Here is a 15,814-nt window from a genome sequence, read left to right as displayed (position 1 = left end):
GGCGCAGACATGGAACAGGATTGCCCGTGACGTCATTAATGCAAAAAATTCTACCATGACTGAATTTGCCGCGCTGCCGACCAGGGCAATCGGCGTCCAGCTGGGTGAGACGCTGCGAAGTTGCAGGCCGGCTCAATATGCCCGATCATGGCGACGGCGGAGCGGAGGTATCAAGTGGCGGCAAATCGTCGAAACGACGCGCACCTGTCGGAGCCCCGGCGGGCGGGCATCGTTTCCGCGGCCAGGGCGCTTCCGCGCACATCGTTGCCCAGCGTAGCGTCGGTCGTGACGGCCGTCGCGGCGCTCTATTTCGGGCGCGAGGTCTTTCTGCCGATCGCAATCGCGCTGCTGCTTACCTTTGCGCTCGTGCCCATGGTGTCGGCACTCAAGCGAGCCGGCATTCCGCGTCTTCCGGCCGTGATCGCCAGTGTGCTCGGCGCATTCACCGTGCTGGCGCTGTTCTCCTTCATCGTCGCCACGCAGGTCAGTGAACTGGCGCAGAACATTCCGCTCTACCAGGCGAATATCCTGACCAAGGTCCGGTCGCTCAAGGAAACCGGCGTCGGCGGCGGCATCGTTTCCAGATTGAGCCGGGTGATCGAACGCGTCGGCCAGGAACTCGACAGACCCGAGCCCGTACAACCCGCCGCCGATCAGCCTCCGCGGGAACCGATCCCGGTCGAAATCGTCGCGCGCGAACGACCGCTCGAGGTTCTCCAGAATCTGATCGGCCCGCTGCTGAGCCCGCTGGCATCGGCCGGACTGATCGTCGTGGTCGTCATATTCATGCTGCTCGAGCGGGAGGACCTGCGCGATCGCTTCATACGCCTCGTCGGCTATGGCGATCTGCATCGAACCACCGAGGCGCTGCAGGATGCCGGCAAGCGCGTCGGCCGCTATCTGCTCATGCAACTGGTCGTGAACATCGTCTATGCCGTCCCGATTGCAATTGGACTTTGGCTGCTGGGCATACCCAATCCATTGCTGTGGGGTTTGCTGGCGCTGGCGCTGCGCTTCGTTCCCTATATCGGCCCGGTCATCGCGACGCTGTTGCCTCTGTTCCTGGCGCTTGCCGTGGCGCCCGGCTGGTCGCTCGTGCTCTGGACCGCAGGGCTTTTCGTCGTGGTCGAACTGATCACCGGCAACGTGATCGAACCCTGGCTCTACGGCTCGCGCACCGGGCTGTCGCCATTGGCCATCATCGTTGCGGCGATATTCTGGACCTGGCTCTGGGGGCCATTGGGCCTGGTTCTGTCGACGCCGCTCACGGTCTGCCTCGTCGTGCTCGGCCGCCATGTGCCGCAGTTCGAATTCCTCGACGTTCTGTTCGGCAACGAACCCGTGCTCGAACCTCACGCCCGGCTTTACCAGCGGCTGTTGGCCGGCGATCCCGAGGAAGCGACGGACCATGCCGAGGAGATGCTGGACGAAGAATATCTGGTCGAGTTCTACGACAAGGTCGCGATTCCCGCACTTCTGCTCGGCGAGCAGGACCGGGTGCGTGGTGTGCTGAGCGACGAGCAAAGACAGCAGGTCGCGGGCAGCGCGCTGACGATGGTGGCGAACCTCGACGACAGCGCGCAGGAGGAGGCGGAAGCGGACGACACGGCCGCGGCCGAGGACAACGGCTCACGCGAGGACAGGCACGTTCAGGGGGAGGTTCAGGGCGAGGAGTACACCGAACTGCCGGATGGCACGGGCATGTCGGTGCTGTGCGCCGGCGGGCGCGGCGAACTCGACGACGCGGCGGCCGCCATGCTGGCCCAGGTGCTCGAAGTCCAGGGCGCTACGGTGTTGAGAGCGAGCTTCGCCGAGATGGAACCGGGGAGCATTCGCCGCCTTGAGCTCGACGCCGTCGATAGTGTCGTCATCGGATTTTTGAACCGGGATTCCGTCAAGCACGGGCGGTTCCTGGTCCGTCGGCTGAAACGCACCAAACCAAGGTTGCGAGTGGGCATCGTGTTGTGGTCGGAAGCCGACAGCGACAACCAGGAGGCAGATGCCAGATTGGCCAACGAGATCAACGCCGATTTCGTCGCACATGGCATGGTCGGCGCGGTGCTCGGTGCGTTGTCCAGCGCTCCGCCGGTGGCGCTGAAGACCACCGCCAAACGCCGCATGCGCCGCCTCACGCCGGCGCGCAAGAAAGAGCCGCTCGCCGCGGCAAAATGAGCGCGGCGAAGACCGCGGCAGGTCGGGTTATTACCGCTTTCGCGAAAGTGGTAATAACGAGACGGATCAGGTTATCTTCGCAAGATCGCGCTGAACCATCCGCCGCGGCAAACGGCGCCAACCTTCATACAGTCCAGAAATAGCGCACCGTATGGAAGAAAACCGGAGCGGCGAAGACCAGGCTGTCGGCACGGTCCATCATGCCGCCATGGCCTTCGATCAGATGGCCCCAGTCCTTGACGCCCTGATCGCGCTTGATGGCCGAGGCGACCAGCCCGCCAAGGAAGCCCATCAGGCAGGCGATGAAGGCCACGCCGGCTGCCTGCAGCGGCGAGAACGGCGTCAGGAACGACAGCAGCGCGCCGAGCAGGCTCGACGCCGCCAGCCCGCCGACCAGCCCCTCCCAGGTCTTCGACGGCGAGACCGTCGGCGCCAGGAGATGCCGGCCGAACAGCTTGCCGAAAATATATTGCAGCACGTCGCTGCCTTGCACGGTGATGATCAGGAAAGCGATCAGCAACAGGTTGCGGCCTTCGAAGCCTGGCACCTCGAGCGTCAGCAGCGCCGGCACGTGGCTGACGCAGTAGACCGAAATCATCACCGCCCATTGCTGCGCCGAGACGCGCTCGAGAAAGCGTTCGGTGTCGCCGTGCAGCGCGGTGATCGCCGGCATCAGCAGGAAGCAGTAGACCGGGATGAAGATGGTGAACAGGCCATACCAGGCGGTCCACACCAACCAGTACTGGAACGGGATGACGATGCCGAACATGCCGAGCAGCACCCAGTGGTCGCTGCGGCGGCTGTGCGTCAGCGTCACGAATTCGCGCAACGCGGCGAAGGAAATCAGCGCGAACAGGATGGTCATGCCGGGGCGGCCGAAGAAGAAGGCGACGGTGATCGCCACCACCATCACCCACCAGGCATTGATGCGCTGGGTGAGGTTGACCAGCGTCGGCGACAACGGCTTTGGCGCGCGCCATGACAAGACGCCGGCGACGACGCTGGCACTGATCAGCACCGCCAGCAGGCCGACAATCAGAATGAGGGTTTCGTGCATCATCGGCAGCATTTTGCCTTGGTCCTCAATCGTCTCGCTGCGGCCGGGGGTTGAGCGCCAGCAGCGTTTCGCGGGCGCGGTCGAGAAAGGCGCGGCGTTCCTCACCCGGTTGAATGGCGATCGGTGCGCCGAAGACGACACGGCAAAGCAGCGGCACCGGCACGAATTGGCCCTTGGGCAGCACCCGCGACATGTTCTCGATCCAGCACGGGATGAGTTCGACATCGGGCCGCGCCATCGACAGATTGTAGAGGCCGGAACGGAACGGCAGGAGCGGTTCGTCGGTCATGTTGCGCGTGCCTTCGGGAAACAGGATCAGCGAATGGCCCTGGTCGAGCACCGACAGCATGATCGAGATCGGGTGCTGCGTTTCATCCGTCCACTGCCGGTGGATCAGCACGGAAGACAGCATGTCCTCGGCAATGAAACGGCGCAGCCGCGTCTTGCTCCAATAATCGGCGGCCGCCACCGCATGGGTACGGGCGCGCTCCTTCTCGCTGAGGCAGGCCGACAGCAGGATGAAATCGCCGTGGCTGGCATGGTTGGCGAAGTAGATGCGCTGCCGGTCCGATGGCTGGCTGCCGTTCCAGATCGGCCGCACGCCGGTGACCACCCAGGCCAGTGCTGACAGGCCGACCGAGGTCACCGTCTGCAGCAGGGTATAGGTGCTGACGCGAAGCTTTGTCATGGACGGGCTCAATAGAATGCCGCGACGACCGAGGCCGCCGCGAACAGGCTGAAGGCGATACGCTGCTTGGCGAGCAGACGGCGCGTGCCGGCCATCCGCTGGTCGAGCGAGCGGCCACCGGCCGCCGTGGGTTTCAGCCGCATGCGCGCCAGCACGTCGTCGATCGCCGCAGCGCCGCCTGCTTCGCTGGCGTGGCTGGCCATCAGCCGGAACAGCAGCGCGTCAAACAAAAGCAGGGCCGAGAGAATGATTGTGGCTATGGCACCCGCGGCGGCGATCAGCCAGGCCGCCGCGGACAGCGACGATGTTTGCGGCGCAGTCGCCAGGCCGATGACCGGCGCCGCCAGCAAGGCAGCAGCAATCAACAGCAGCGGCCACGCCACCTGCACCATCAGTCCGGCGGCGAACGTCTCGGCCTTATCTCGAAAAGCGGTCATGTCGCCGCGTCCATGCCAAGATGCACAGGCCGGCCCGCGGCGGCGAGCTGGCCTCGCGCCTGATCCGGCGTGGCGGCCCGGCCGCTGGCGACCAGCCATTCGGCGACGACGGCGGCGCTGCGCTGGAAGCCGAGCGCACAGCAGACCAGCACCGTGCCCTGGCTCTGCGCCGTCTCGATCGCCGCCACCGCTTGCGCACGCGCCTCGCGAGACGGCGGCAAAAGGTCGACCATGGGCAGGCTCATCCAGTGGATCGAGGCGCCACGCGGCCGTTCCAATTCGCCGGCAAGGTCGATCACCGTGCCAAAGGCGTCGGCCTCGGCGGCGGTCGGAAAACGGCCAAGGGAAACACCGTCGGCGATGACGATCTGCGCCGGGAGCTTTCGCGTCCATGCCCACACATTGACCTTGGCGGCAACCCGGTAGGGCCACAGCAGAAGACGGCTGGCCAGCGACACGCGGCCATCGGCTGTTTTCTGGAACACCTTGGCGCCGGCGCCGGCATAGGCGAAAGCGACTATGGCCAGCGCCAGTGCCGGCCACAACAGGATGAGCCATAGCGCCGAGACCAATGCGCCGGCAGCAGCGCCGGCCAGCGCAAAGGCTGCGCCAAGCGCATAGAACAGCGCCAGAAGCCGCGCTTTCGGGTCCGCGGTCAGGCGGAAGCCGACGAAAGGCAAGGCGCCGTCGCGCGGAAACAGCCACAGCGCGAAAAGGCCGAGCAGCGCGCCGGTCGGTATGTCGATGAAATGGTGCTGCCACGTCGTCAGCACCGAGGCGCCGATCAGGAAACACCAGACATGCCAGGCGACGCCGGCGATGCCGGCCAATCTGTGACGCCAATGGTCCCAGATGATGACCAGCAGCGCGATATGCAGCGACGGCGCCTGGTTGAAGGATTTGTCGAAGCCGCCGAGCACGGCGAACATGAAGCCGGGCAGGCCGCTCGTCTGTGGGCGCACGAACGTGGCAGTCAGCGGGAACAGGATGAAGCAGGCGACGGCAACGATCTGTGCCGTCAGATAGCGGCCGGCGAGGCGGTCGACGCCGCTCTTCGAATTGTTCAACAGCAGCGACAAGCCGTAGAACAGGTTGATCGACCAGTAGGGCACGATCGTCCAAGCAAGGAACGGGATGCCGCGCTCCCAGCCAAAGACGATGCTGCCGACGTCGTCGCGCCGCGACGCCAGCCAGTTGGCGAAGCCGTAGGTGGCGTAGAAGAACGGCGCCAGAAATGCCAGCCACAATGCGGCGCGCAGGACTATCCCGTGATACGGCTCGCGTGGCAAGGCCGGAAGGGCAGGGGCATCGCGAGGTGAGGCACAGGCAGGCAGGTCCATGCTCAGACGCGCCGCGCGACCGAAACGGTGAAGATGCCCCACTGGTCGATGCGCTGGTCGAGCTTCTCGAAGCCGGCGGCCGCCACCAACTGGTCCATCTCGGTCTGCGTGCGGCGGCGCATCACCCATGCCTGGCCGCCGCGGTGCGAGGTCAGGCTGCGCGCGATCATCTCGAGCTGCGGATGCCAAGGCTGGTTGGTGTAGACCAGCAGGCTTCCGGGCTGCATGGCGCTGGCCAGTCCACCGAGCGAGCGGGCGATCATGGCATTGTCGGAAAACAATTCGTAGAGCCCCGAGACGATGGCGAGATCCGGCGCCGGGTCGAGCCCGGCCAGCATCGTGGCGTCGAAGGCGTCACCTCGATGGAACGAGACGGTCGCCGGCAGCTTGCGCTCGGCGATCAGCTTGCGGCCGAGCGAGACGTTCAGCTCGGAGAAATCCTGCAGCCGCACGCTTGCCGGCGACGCGGCGCCTTTCTGCACGGCATCGAGCACATAGCGGCCATGGCCGGCGGCGATATCGACGATATGGACCGGCCGACCGGCGGCCTTCAGCGTCTCAACGGCGCTGCCTATCAGCTCCTCCAGATGCAGCTTGCGCTGGCGGATGCCGCGCCAGCCGACGGCGTCCAGAAAGGTGCGGTCGATCATGCGGCCGATGGGGCTGATGCCGCGCGCCTCGTTCTCATAGACATAGTCGAGCGTCGAGCCGGAATCGAAGCCGGTGGCAATCCCCGTCTTCATGCCGGATGACAGCCAGGCGCCCATGCGGATCGAGGCGCGGCTCATTGCCCAGTAGAGTCCCCTGGGAGACAGCAGCGGCAGCGGCGAGGCCAGCCGGTCGGCCTCGTCGCGTGTGTAGCCGGCGCGGTCGGCCCAGGTCAGGTCGACCGGCTCTTCCGGCGCCGCGAACTGCTTTTCGAGGAAGGGCCTGATCAGGTCGAGTGCCTTGTGGCGGTCGCGCTCGCCCAGCGTGTCGTGGAAGAAGCCGGGCAGCACGTGCCGCTCCTTGGCCGGGCTCGCCAGATTGACGAAGAATTCGTGCTGCGGTCCATGCCGCACCACCCAGTCGCTGCCGGAGATCAGAAGCTGTGTCGGCACGGTGATGGCGCGGGCGTCGGCGACGATGCGCGCGGCATGATCGTAGAGCTCGACCAGGATGTTGGAGGCGATCGGCCGGGTGATCAGCGGGTCGGCGTCGAAGGAGGCGATGCGCTCGGGGTCATGCGTCAGGAATTTCGCTTTGACGTAGGAATTGACGAAGAAGCGGCCCTTCAGCTTCTGCCACAACGCAATGCCTTGCTTGGCGAAGGGTACGTAGAGCTTGACCGAGAAGGCCGGCGAGGCCAGCACCAGGGCGCGAATGTCGGGCGCGTAATCATGCACCCAGGCGGCGGCAAGCACGGCGCCGAAGGATTGCGCGATCAGCGCGATATCGCGCCGGGCAAAGCCGTCGCTGCCGATCTCGCGCACAAAACAATCGATGTCGCGCACCAGTGCGGCAAACGATGGCGCATAGCCGCGTTCGCCGGCGGAGCGGCCATTGCCGCGCGCGTCCCAGGCATAGAAGGCGTGGTCGGGCATCTGGAGCTCGTCGACCAGATGCGCCATGCGGCCGCCATGCTCGTGGCCGCGATGGAACAGCAGGATGGCGCCCTTGCGGTTTTCCGACAGCGCCGGCCAATAGCGGTAGAAGATCTCGGTGCCGTCATGGCTCTTGAAGCTGCGCTCCTGCGCCACCCGCTCGATATTGGCTGAAGCCACTGCGGCAACCGTCTGTTGGTGAAGCATGTTGTTCTCCCTGGCGAGACCGGAATTCAGCTGCCGCTCCCGTTAAGGCCGCTGCGTATCCGGTTGATGGCGGTCGCCAGCGAGAGTGTAGCCATGGCCGGAAACACGAGCGGCGTGAGCGCCGGGACCCACAGGCCGGACGCGATAAGCACGGCGAGGATGCCGAGCGCCAGCGCCCGGTCGCTTTTGCCGAACGGGCCGGCATAGTTGCGCCCGGTTCCGGCGGCGATGCCGAGCACGCCGGCGAACTCAGTGATCATAGCCGCGATCGCAAATGCAACGACACCCCAGGCGGGAAAAATGACGGCAAATGCCAGGATCAAAGCGAGGTCGGAGATCATATCGCAGAGCTCGTTGAGATACATGCCGAGCTTCGAGGCCTGGCCATGTTCCCTTGCGAGCATGCCGTCGATGGCATTCAGCGCCATTCGCGTAAACAGCACGAGCGGCATCAGCAGAAAGACCGCGCGATGGCCTGCAAGGACTGCCACCGCAAGGCCGGCGGCGAGCGAGAGGGCAGCGGCCAGCAGTGTGATCTGGTTGGCGGTGACGCCGGCCCTGGCCAGGCCATCGGCAAGCGGCCGCAGCCTGGCCTGGAAGGCCGGTTTCAGCGCATAAAGCGTCGGCATATGCGAACCCCCCGGCCGCGGTGCAAATGATGTTGGCGAGGATGGTCAATTGGCGCGCAAGACGCAAGGGCGGCGCCCTGCCACTTTTCGACATCCGGATATGTCGGCGCTAGCTTTCCCTGCCATTGTCGCCCGGGAACCGTGCGGGCAAGCTTTCTTCGGCCGCCGCCCAGGCGCGACTATGATAGCGCCGCAGGATGAGAATGCATGTCGCGAAGACCGCCAGCCCGCAAATCACGCCGGGCGACATGCCCCCGCCGAAAGCGGACTTAACAACGATGCCGGTGAAGACGCCGGCAATGGCGCCGTTGATCGTGCCCACCATCCCCGCGGTGGTCATGAAATATTGCAGCGGCGAGGGTCTGAGGCCCTTGTCGACCAGCACCGCCGAGGGGTCGTCATGCGTGGAATTGACGAGGTATCTTTGCAGGACGGGCGCCAGTTCGACGAAATAGTGGCGGATCCTGGCCATGCCGCGGGCATGCACCATGTCCTCGATGGCAACCTGCACCGCGCGCACAAAGGTGACCAGTCCGATGAAGAAAAGGCAAGGCAGCAAGATCAGGCTGAACAACACGAACGGCCTGCCCATCTCCGTGACCTGCGCGACGAAGGACAAGGCAATCGTTGCGCTTGAGACCGAGGTCAGGAACAGATCGGCTCTCTGGTTCGCTTCCTGAATGGTCGCGGCGCGAGCGTTTTGCAGCACGAAATGCTCGGTCGTCAGGCACTGCAGGGCGTGCTGCGCCTGGTCAGGCGGAACCGGAGCGTCGGGAGAACGGGTCATCGACATTTGCCCGCTTCTGCCCGCCGGAACCGACAGGCAGAAGGGACGTCGTCCTACGAGCCGTCAGGACTTGCCGTCGCCGCCGGTGATGGCGATACGCTTGGCCTTTGCCTGGGCGCGCTCCGTCTTGGGCAGCGTCACGCTGAGCACACCGTTCCGGAACGCGGCGTTCACCTTGTCTTCGTCGACTTCGTAGCCGAGCGGGATACGCCGCTCGAAACGGCCATAGAAGCGTTCGGAGAACTGCCTGTCCTTGTCCTCGGTCTCTTCGCGCTTCTCGCCGCGCAGCGTCAGCACGCCGTCATCGAGCAGCAGCTCGACGTCTTTCTCGTCCATGCCGGGGATCTCGGCGGTGACGCGGATCTCCTTTTCGCTATCGGAGATTTCGACACTCGGCCAGCTGGCGCGGGCAGCGGAGAAGCCGCCGAGCGACGGCAGCCTCGCGTCGAAGCCGCGGAACGCCTCGTCGAACAGGCGGTTCATTTCGCGATGCAGCGTCAGGAAGGGATCGCCGTCGCCGTTGCGGAACAGGCTGGGGGGCTGATTGTTCTCCCGGCCCCACGGAATGAGATCACGAATAGCCATTGCATAGTCTCCTTTCTCGACTGGTGCATTCAGGCAGCCTGCTTGTTTGCTTCGCCCTGCGCGACCTTCGGCCCGGTCTTCGGCGAGGCGACATCGGTCGCGATGGCGATGCGCCGAGGCTTCATCTCCTCTGGCACCTCACGTACCAGATCGATGCTGAGCAGGCCGTTGTCGAGCGAGGCGCCTGCGACCTTGACGTGATCGGCAAGCTCGAAACGGCGGGTAAAGGGCCGTGTGGCGAGGCCATGATGCAGATACTCCGTGTTGTCCGGCTCCTTGTGCTGGCCGGAGACAATCAGGAGGTTGGGTTCATGAGTGATTTCGAGGTCGTCCTCGGAAAACCCGGCTACGGCGATGGTGACGCGGTAGTTGTTCTCGCCGCTGCGCGCGATGTCATAGGGCGGCCAGGCGTCGAAGGCCTGCGGAGCATTTTCCAGCAGGTTGAAGACGCGGTCGAAGCCGATGCTCGACCGATAGAGCGGGGAAAAGTCGAATGCGGTTCTCATAGCTACATCCTCCATCGAGCAACATAGATACGAGGGGCGCCAAAGAGCTGGCGCTCCCTGGTTCCGCCGGCCCCATTTCGGCGACCGGTGCCTTCGATCTGGTTATTGTCCGCCGCAAGTCAAGACCCGGTGGCTCTCGCGTTGCCGGTTTTTCGGGCCGGTTTTCGGTCGGTTCGGCGAGGCTGCCAATCTCGCCACAAGTGGGGAGATGTCCGGCAGGAGATTGCCTGTTGGTTTCAATTGCCAACGCTGACTTCCCCGGCCGGTTATTGTCTGCAGCAGGTCAAGATCCAGATTTCTTGTGTTGCCGGGCCCGTTCCCGGCACTCGCAGATGGAGCTGACCATGACACGCGACGAGATCATTTCTGTGCTGGGCCCGGTCGACGAAGCCGTGATCGCCGACATTGCGGCGACGGACGGGACGGTCCAGGAATTGCGCGAGGCCCTGGCCTGGATCGCCGCCGACGAGGCGCTGGTGAACGAGGGCCGACCGCTGCCGACGGCAAGGGTAGCGACGCTGATCGAACTGCTGCAAGGGCCGGACGAGGAGGAATAACCGGCTGCTGCCGCGATGCTCTTGAACCGCGCAAAGGGACGAACCATGTCCTTCAGCGGCGCCGGCCGGCCGCCGGTGCCGCCAGCATAACGTTGCTTGCTCAAACAAGAAGACGATCAGAAAACAAGGAGGAAGTGATGGACGACGTCCGCTTCGCCGAGCCGATCACGTTGAAATTCCAATCCAGCGAGCGCAAGGTCGCCAGCAGTTGGGAAGCCATCGAATGCATGCGCCAGCAGTGGCCGGACCGTGCACGCGGCCGGAGCTGGCGCGCCGCCTATCGGACCTGCCGCGACGCGCTCGACGGCTGGCGCACCGCGCGTGATGCGCGCAAGGCCTTCGTCAGGGCGGCGCGCAAGGCTGGATTGCTCGCAGCGGCCCGCAAGCCTGTCGACCACGCCGGCTAGTCCGGACGCCCTCCGATATTGTGAGATCCAAAACAAAGTGGGGGAGAGTCAGCTACCCCTCTCCCCCGCTTCGGAGGCACTTTGTTTGCTGTCTGGCGGCAGATCGGCTTGCTCCTCAGTGGACGGTGATAATGCCATTTACGGCCCGCCATTCGGACGGTTGGATCAGACGGTGATGAGCCACGCGCACCGAATGCAGCGGGCCTTCGATCTCGCGCTCCCAGAAATCGAGGAAATGCTTCAGCGTCGGGAAATCAGGGGCGATATCGTATTCCTGCCAGATATAGAGCTGAAGCAGGCTTCGATGATCGGGCAGGCGGTAGTGGATCTCCGCCGTGGTGAGGCCAAACCCTTGCATCTGGAGCTGAAAGTCCCTGCTGGTCATGCAATCCTTCCTTTCCCAATGAACCTCGGTCTGCAAAACGCCTCGCCTTCCACATAGGTTCCAGCCGCCGGCAAGCGGCTCAGGAGACGGACAGATTTGGAAATCCGGCCGGGTCATCGCGCCGGAAACGGCGAATGTGCGAACAATTACAGCGTATTGGCACTCTCAGGTGTCGAGTGCTAAAATTTTTGCATGATCCTCTTGAAAGCTGAAAAAAGCGCGACTAGTTCGTATGCGCGCGATGCCTGAAGAAGAGATCGCGCACCCCGTGCCGGGCCGATATTGCCGGTCCGGTCAGGAGGATGTTCGAAGATCTGTTTGTCCCGAGAGGAGAACGACATGGCGTTCCGTCCATTGCATGACCGCATCCTGGTCCGCCGCATCGAGGTCGACGAAAAGACCGCGGGCGGCATCATCATCCCCGACACCGCCAAGGAGAAGCCGCAGGAGGGCGAGGTCATTGCCGCCGGTCCGGGCGCGCGCGACGACAGCGGCCAATTGCAGCCGCTCGACGTCAAGGTCGGCGACCGCATTTTGTTCGGCAAATGGTCCGGCACCGAGATCAAGCTCAATGGCGAGGATCTGCTCATCATGAAAGAGAGCGACGTGCTGGGCGTGATCGAAGCCACGGGCGAGATGAAGAGGGCTGCCTGAGCGGGGCCTGAACAAGCATTCCAGTCAACGAAAAGCTGCCTATCGAGGAGTGTTCCAATGGCTGCCAAAGATGTGAAATTTCATACCGAAGCCCGCGAGAAGATGTTACGCGGTGTCGATATGCTTGCCAATGCGGTGAAGGTGACGCTCGGTCCCAAGGGCCGCAACGTTGTCTTCGACAAATCGTTCGGCGCGCCGCGCATCACCAAGGACGGCGTGACGGTGGCAAAAGAGATCGAGCTCGAGGACAAGTTCGAGAACATGGGCGCTCAGATGGTCCGCGAAGTTGCTTCGAAGACCAGCGACACCGCAGGCGATGGCACCACGACCGCGACGATTCTTGCTCAGGCCATTGTCAGGGAAGGGGCCAAGGCGGTCGCTGCCGGCATGAACCCGATGGATTTGAAGCGCGGCATCGACAAGGCGGTCGACGCCGTGGTCGCCGACCTGAAATCCAATGCCCGCAAGGTGACCAGGAACGACGAAATCGCTCAGGTCGGCGCCATCTCTGCCAATGGCGATGCCGAGATCGGCCGCTTCCTCGCAGAGGCGATGGAAAAGGTTGGCAATGAGGGTGTCATCACTGTCGAGGAAGCGAAGACCGCTGAGACCGAGTTGGAAGTGGTCGAAGGCATGCAGTTCGACCGTGGCTACCTCTCGCCCTATTTCATCACCAATCAGGATAAGATGCGCGTCGAACTCGAAGAACCCTATGTGCTGATCCACGAGAAGAAGCTGTCCAACCTGCAGGCCATGCTTCCTGTGCTCGAAGCCGCCGTGCAATCCGGCAAGCCGCTGTTGATCATCGCCGAGGACGTCGAGGGCGAGGCGCTGGCGACGCTGGTCGTCAACAAGCTGCGCGGCGGCCTTAAGGTCGCGGCCGTCAAGGCACCGGGCTTCGGCGATCGCCGCAAGGCCATGCTGGAGGATATTGCCATCCTGACCGGCGGCACGGCGATCTCGGAGGACCTCGGCATCAAGCTCGAGAACGTCACACTGGAGATGCTCGGCCGCGCCAAGAAGGTGCTGATCGAGAAGGAGAACACCACCATCGTCGACGGCGCCGGCCGCAAGGATGAAATCCATGCGCGCATCAGCCAGATCAAGGCGCAGATCGAGGAAACCACCTCCGACTACGACCGCGAAAAGCTGCAGGAGCGGCTGGCCAAGCTCGCCGGCGGCGTCGCCGTCATCCGTGTCGGCGGCTCGACCGAGATCGAGGTCAAGGAGCGCAAGGATCGCGTCGACGACGCCATGCACGCCACACGCGCGGCGGTTGAGGAGGGCATCCTGCCCGGCGGCGGCGTGGCGCTGCTGAGAGCGGCGAAGGCGCTCGATAATGTCGTCGTCGACAATCCCGATCAGAAGACCGGTGTCGACATCGTGCGTCGCGCCATCGAAGCGCCGGTGCGCCAGATCGCCGAGAATGCCGGCGCCGAAGGTTCGATCATCGTCGGCAAGCTGCGCGAGACGACCGACTTCGGCTATGGCTGGAACGCGCAGACCAACGAGTTCGGCGACCTCTACAGTCAAGGCGTCATCGACCCGGCCAAGGTCGTGCGCACTGCCCTGCAGGGTGCCGCCTCCGTTGCCGGCCTGCTGGTGACGACCGAGGCGATGGTGGCCGAGAAGCCGAAGAAGGAAGCTGCCGCGCCGGCCATGCCCGGCGGTGGCGGCATGGACTTCTAAGGCCAGGCTTCCAAAGCGCGACTTCGAAACGGCAGATGGACCGTGTCCGCCAAAAGCGGGCACGGTCTTGCCGGTCCGGGACTAATGCTGAGCAGGTGTTGCCATGGATATGATGGACAGTTTTGGAAAGATCGCGGCGCCGACCCGCCCGAAAAACGATTTCAACTATGAAGCCGACTGCAGGGCGGCGCTGGCGCCTTTGGTCGACGGCTTGCTGGATATGGCCGAGTCGGCCGGCTGGGACCGCCGCAAGGCGGCCTACACGCTGATGTTTCTGTCGGCTCAACGCGTGGGGGCCGGCACGGAGGAGCGCAAATGATCGCGGCGCGGATGCGCGAATGCCTGCGCCTGCTGCGTTGGTCGGAAACCGATTTCGCCGAAGAGGCGGGATACCCGCTCGCCAAGGCAAAGGCGTGGCTCTACGGGCGCGAACATCCGCCGCTGGGCGTGGCGGCCTGGCTCGAGGCGCTGGTCAAGGTGCATCGGCTGCTGCCGCGGCCGAGCATGCAAGCCGTGTTGCATTCACCGATCGACGCCGTCCTGCAGGCGGATCGAAGCGCCCGCGCGGTTGAGTTCCGCAAGCAGCCGATTGAGCCAGGAAAGGAGAGTTTCATGGATCGTGCTTCGTTCGACAAGCCAGTTACCATCCTCACCGGCCTCGGTACGCCGACGAAGATAGAAAGCGCGGCTGAGGCTTATGCACTTTTGGCTGAGTGGCCGGCAACGAGCCGGACGGCCGCGCATGACATCGCCGCCAAGGCCTGCCGGGCGGCAATGGAAGGAGAGATCGACGCCGAGACGGCGCGCGCCACCTTCGTCGCCTTCGCCCGCCGCAACGACCTGCTTGCGCCGCAGGCGAACGGGATGGTTGCCGGCGAGAGTGTTGCTGGCGCGACGGTTGCCGACTGGGCAACGCGCGCACAGCGCGTCAACGCCCCGGCCTGAGCGGTTGGAGAAGTCGCCAATCTCCCCCCTTGAGGGTCCCTTGAGGGGGAGATGTCGCCGAAGGCGACAGAGGGGGTCGGTACGTCCTGGCGCGACGCCATGTTGGACGAAAGAGAAAGTTGGCGCCTCACGCGCGGCTATCCCCTCTGGCCTGCCGGCCATCTCCCCCTCGAGGGGGGAGATTACGCGCTCAGCCGCTTTCGCCTACTAAGCCATCGGTAGCAGCCGGCGCATGATCAGCGAGGCATGGCCGCCCACCCCGTGTGCAGCCGGCCGGCGCTCGACGACCTCGAAGCCGTGCTTGCGATAGAAGGCGATTGCGCGGTCGTTGCCCCCGATCACTTCCAGGGCGATGCTGGGAATACCCGCATGCGCGGCAAGAACGGCATGCAGCAGGTCGGCGGCAAGGCCGGTGCCGTACTCTGTTTTGTCTATATGGAGCCGCTCGAGCATGACCTCGCCCTTGTCGTCCATCGCTGCCATCGCATAACCGGCGAGCGAGCCGTCAGCCCGCTCGGCGACGAAGGACATCTTGTTGTCATCCCCGAGCTCGGCCGCCAGCCGCTCCGGCGCGTGCTTCTCATCCGACAGCCGTGCCGTCGTCTCGGCACCCAGGATTGGCGAATAGGTGTGTCGCCAGGACCCTCCAAGCAGCCGCGACACCGCCGGAACGTCCTGTTCGGTCATGGTTCTTATTTGGGTCATTGGCACCTCGCCTCAGAAACCTGCCCCTTTTGAGCGGAGATGTCCGGCAAGACAGAGAGGTGCTGTCCCGCCGGCCCTGCACGGCTGAGTTCAGCGCACATCCGCGCCGGCCACCATGACTATGTGCTGGCAGACATTGTCGATATCGCGAATGACGTCGTCGTTCCAGAACCGCAGGATAGTCCAGCCCAGCGCTTCAAGCCGTGCGCTTCTGGTAGCGTCCGATATTGAGGCATCGGCCCGGGCATGCTGGGAGCCATCCAGTTCGACAATCAGCTTTTTGTCCGGGCAGGCAAAATCGACAATATGGCCTGCAATTGGCATCTGCCGCCGAAATGCCAGCCCCATGAGTCGATGCGCCCTGACCTCATTCCAGAGCTTCAGCTCGGCATCCGTCATGGCCTTGCGCATCTTGCGCGCATTGCCGCGGTTACGGGGAGGTACGGGATAGTGATTCACTACTTCTATTCCTCAGCGCGAA

The 15,814-nt window shown here is 64.2% G+C and carries 19 protein-coding genes; 7 read left to right on the top strand and 12 right to left on the bottom strand.

Annotated elements, in window-relative coordinates; all coding sequences use genetic code 11:
- Positions 1 to 174 precede the first annotated feature (174 nt).
- On the top strand, positions 175 to 2,172 hold the full coding sequence (locus tag NKH04_RS20185) for an AI-2E family transporter (protein WP_352969806.1): 1,998 nt from the start codon (positions 175 to 177) through the stop codon (positions 2,170 to 2,172).
- Between the two features lie 124 nt (positions 2,173 to 2,296).
- Here the strand turns inward: NKH04_RS20185 and NKH04_RS20180 are convergent, their stop codons facing one another.
- The 9 genes from NKH04_RS20180 to NKH04_RS20140 all read right to left on the bottom strand — a co-directional run bounded on the left by NKH04_RS20180 (position 2,297) and on the right by NKH04_RS20140 (position 9,991).
- Positions 2,297 to 3,232, bottom strand: coding sequence for a phosphatidate cytidylyltransferase (locus NKH04_RS20180; RefSeq protein WP_023675663.1), 936 nt, complete (start codon positions 3,230 to 3,232; stop codon positions 2,297 to 2,299).
- A 22-nt stretch (positions 3,233 to 3,254) separates the two neighbouring features.
- A complete protein-coding gene (locus NKH04_RS20175) occupies positions 3,255 to 3,917 on the bottom strand; it encodes a lysophospholipid acyltransferase family protein (RefSeq protein ID WP_031211476.1) in 663 nt (220 codons plus the stop codon).
- A gap of 8 nt (positions 3,918 to 3,925) precedes the next feature.
- Positions 3,926 to 4,354 carry a hypothetical protein gene (locus NKH04_RS20170; protein WP_353015528.1) on the bottom strand — a complete coding sequence of 143 codons (429 nt, stop codon included), beginning with the start codon at positions 4,352 to 4,354 and terminating at the stop codon, positions 3,926 to 3,928.
- Positions 4,351 to 5,694 (bottom strand): phosphatase PAP2/dual specificity phosphatase family protein, encoded by a 1,344-nt coding sequence (locus tag NKH04_RS20165; RefSeq protein ID WP_352920207.1) that lies wholly within the window; start codon positions 5,692 to 5,694, stop codon positions 4,351 to 4,353. The genes NKH04_RS20170 and NKH04_RS20165 overlap by 4 nt, the downstream gene beginning before the upstream one ends.
- A gap of 2 nt (positions 5,695 to 5,696) precedes the next feature.
- Complete coding sequence (locus tag NKH04_RS20160) at positions 5,697 to 7,484, bottom strand: bifunctional alpha/beta hydrolase/class I SAM-dependent methyltransferase (protein WP_352920204.1); 1,788 nt, start codon at positions 7,482 to 7,484, stop codon at positions 5,697 to 5,699.
- A 26-nt stretch (positions 7,485 to 7,510) separates the two neighbouring features.
- Positions 7,511 to 8,113, bottom strand: a complete 603-nt coding sequence (locus NKH04_RS20155; protein WP_352501216.1) for a CDP-alcohol phosphatidyltransferase family protein — start codon at positions 8,111 to 8,113, stop codon at positions 7,511 to 7,513.
- A gap of 109 nt (positions 8,114 to 8,222) precedes the next feature.
- On the bottom strand, positions 8,223 to 8,900 hold the full coding sequence (locus NKH04_RS20150) for a hypothetical protein (RefSeq protein ID WP_352775650.1): 678 nt from the start codon (positions 8,898 to 8,900) through the stop codon (positions 8,223 to 8,225).
- Between the two features lie 63 nt (positions 8,901 to 8,963).
- Positions 8,964 to 9,485 carry an Hsp20/alpha crystallin family protein gene (locus NKH04_RS20145; protein WP_352472123.1) on the bottom strand — a complete coding sequence of 174 codons (522 nt, stop codon included), beginning with the start codon at positions 9,483 to 9,485 and terminating at the stop codon, positions 8,964 to 8,966.
- A 29-nt stretch (positions 9,486 to 9,514) separates the two neighbouring features.
- On the bottom strand, positions 9,515 to 9,991 hold the full coding sequence (locus NKH04_RS20140; RefSeq protein ID WP_352472122.1) for an Hsp20 family protein: 477 nt from the start codon (positions 9,989 to 9,991) through the stop codon (positions 9,515 to 9,517).
- A gap of 344 nt (positions 9,992 to 10,335) precedes the next feature.
- On the opposite strand from NKH04_RS20140, the gene NKH04_RS20135 reads away from it, so the two are divergent.
- Both NKH04_RS20135 and NKH04_RS20130 read left to right on the top strand, forming a co-directional pair.
- Positions 10,336 to 10,548, top strand: a complete 213-nt coding sequence (locus tag NKH04_RS20135) for a hypothetical protein (RefSeq protein ID WP_245274651.1) — start codon at positions 10,336 to 10,338, stop codon at positions 10,546 to 10,548.
- A 137-nt stretch (positions 10,549 to 10,685) separates the two neighbouring features.
- The gene (locus tag NKH04_RS20130; protein WP_352541165.1) at positions 10,686 to 10,955 is read left to right on the top strand and encodes a DUF982 domain-containing protein; all 270 of its coding nucleotides are present in this window, start codon (positions 10,686 to 10,688) and stop codon (positions 10,953 to 10,955) included.
- A 115-nt stretch (positions 10,956 to 11,070) separates the two neighbouring features.
- On the opposite strand, the gene NKH04_RS20125 is transcribed toward NKH04_RS20130, so the two are convergent.
- Entirely contained in the window at positions 11,071 to 11,340 is a 270-nt protein-coding gene (locus NKH04_RS20125; protein ID WP_352457304.1) for an usg protein, read from the bottom strand.
- 339 nt (positions 11,341 to 11,679) lie between these two features.
- Here NKH04_RS20125 and NKH04_RS20120 point away from each other — a divergent pair, with 339 nt between their 5' ends.
- The 4 genes from NKH04_RS20120 (at position 11,680) to NKH04_RS20105 (ending at position 14,628) form a co-directional block, all read left to right on the top strand.
- Complete coding sequence (locus NKH04_RS20120; RefSeq protein ID WP_352472118.1) at positions 11,680 to 11,994, top strand: co-chaperone GroES; 315 nt, start codon at positions 11,680 to 11,682, stop codon at positions 11,992 to 11,994.
- A 57-nt stretch (positions 11,995 to 12,051) separates the two neighbouring features.
- A complete protein-coding gene (gene groL / locus NKH04_RS20115) occupies positions 12,052 to 13,683 on the top strand; it encodes a chaperonin GroEL (RefSeq protein WP_352501213.1) in 1,632 nt (543 codons plus the stop codon).
- 103 nt (positions 13,684 to 13,786) lie between these two features.
- On the top strand, positions 13,787 to 14,002 hold the full coding sequence (locus NKH04_RS20110; protein ID WP_254819654.1) for a hypothetical protein: 216 nt from the start codon (positions 13,787 to 13,789) through the stop codon (positions 14,000 to 14,002).
- Positions 13,999 to 14,628, top strand: coding sequence for a DUF982 domain-containing protein (locus NKH04_RS20105; RefSeq protein ID WP_352920195.1), 630 nt, complete (start codon positions 13,999 to 14,001; stop codon positions 14,626 to 14,628). Before NKH04_RS20110 ends, NKH04_RS20105 begins: the two co-directional genes overlap by 4 nt.
- A 207-nt stretch (positions 14,629 to 14,835) precedes the next feature.
- On the opposite strand, the gene NKH04_RS20100 is transcribed toward NKH04_RS20105, so the two are convergent.
- Entirely contained in the window at positions 14,836 to 15,333 is a 498-nt protein-coding gene (locus NKH04_RS20100) for a GNAT family N-acetyltransferase (RefSeq protein ID WP_352920192.1), read from the bottom strand.
- 90 nt (positions 15,334 to 15,423) lie between these two features.
- Entirely contained in the window at positions 15,424 to 15,792 is a 369-nt protein-coding gene (locus NKH04_RS20095) for an endonuclease domain-containing protein (protein ID WP_352472114.1), read from the bottom strand.
- Positions 15,793 to 15,814 lie beyond the last annotated feature (22 nt).

Source organism: Mesorhizobium sp. M1365 (genome assembly GCF_040317865.1).
Lineage (GTDB): Bacteria > Pseudomonadota > Alphaproteobacteria > Rhizobiales > Rhizobiaceae > Mesorhizobium.
The sequence above is the reverse complement of the archived record's forward strand: the minus strand, read 5'-3'. Positions and strand labels throughout refer to the sequence as shown.

Coding starts and splice junctions, on each gene's coding strand:
- NKH04_RS20145 (WP_352472123.1), bottom strand. CDS start 9,485: ATGGCTATTCGTGATCTCATTCCGTGGGGCCGGGAGAACAATCAGCCC.
- NKH04_RS20130 (WP_352541165.1), top strand. CDS start 10,686: ATGGACGACGTCCGCTTCGCCGAGCCGATCACGTTGAAATTCCAATCC.
- NKH04_RS20150 (WP_352775650.1), bottom strand. CDS start 8,900: ATGACCCGTTCTCCCGACGCTCCGGTTCCGCCTGACCAGGCGCAGCAC.
- NKH04_RS20175 (WP_031211476.1), bottom strand. CDS start 3,917: ATGACAAAGCTTCGCGTCAGCACCTATACCCTGCTGCAGACGGTGACC.
- groL (WP_352501213.1), top strand. CDS start 12,052: ATGGCTGCCAAAGATGTGAAATTTCATACCGAAGCCCGCGAGAAGATG.
- NKH04_RS20170 (WP_353015528.1), bottom strand. CDS start 4,354: ATGACCGCTTTTCGAGATAAGGCCGAGACGTTCGCCGCCGGACTGATG.
- NKH04_RS20105 (WP_352920195.1), top strand. CDS start 13,999: ATGATCGCGGCGCGGATGCGCGAATGCCTGCGCCTGCTGCGTTGGTCG.
- NKH04_RS20180 (WP_023675663.1), bottom strand. CDS start 3,232: ATGATGCACGAAACCCTCATTCTGATTGTCGGCCTGCTGGCGGTGCTG.
- NKH04_RS20110 (WP_254819654.1), top strand. CDS start 13,787: ATGGATATGATGGACAGTTTTGGAAAGATCGCGGCGCCGACCCGCCCG.
- NKH04_RS20125 (WP_352457304.1), bottom strand. CDS start 11,340: ATGACCAGCAGGGACTTTCAGCTCCAGATGCAAGGGTTTGGCCTCACC.
- NKH04_RS20160 (WP_352920204.1), bottom strand. CDS start 7,484: ATGCTTCACCAACAGACGGTTGCCGCAGTGGCTTCAGCCAATATCGAG.
- NKH04_RS20120 (WP_352472118.1), top strand. CDS start 11,680: ATGGCGTTCCGTCCATTGCATGACCGCATCCTGGTCCGCCGCATCGAG.
- NKH04_RS20165 (WP_352920207.1), bottom strand. CDS start 5,694: ATGGACCTGCCTGCCTGTGCCTCACCTCGCGATGCCCCTGCCCTTCCG.
- NKH04_RS20140 (WP_352472122.1), bottom strand. CDS start 9,991: ATGAGAACCGCATTCGACTTTTCCCCGCTCTATCGGTCGAGCATCGGC.
- NKH04_RS20135 (WP_245274651.1), top strand. CDS start 10,336: ATGACACGCGACGAGATCATTTCTGTGCTGGGCCCGGTCGACGAAGCC.
- NKH04_RS20155 (WP_352501216.1), bottom strand. CDS start 8,113: ATGCCGACGCTTTATGCGCTGAAACCGGCCTTCCAGGCCAGGCTGCGG.
- NKH04_RS20100 (WP_352920192.1), bottom strand. CDS start 15,333: ATGACCCAAATAAGAACCATGACCGAACAGGACGTTCCGGCGGTGTCG.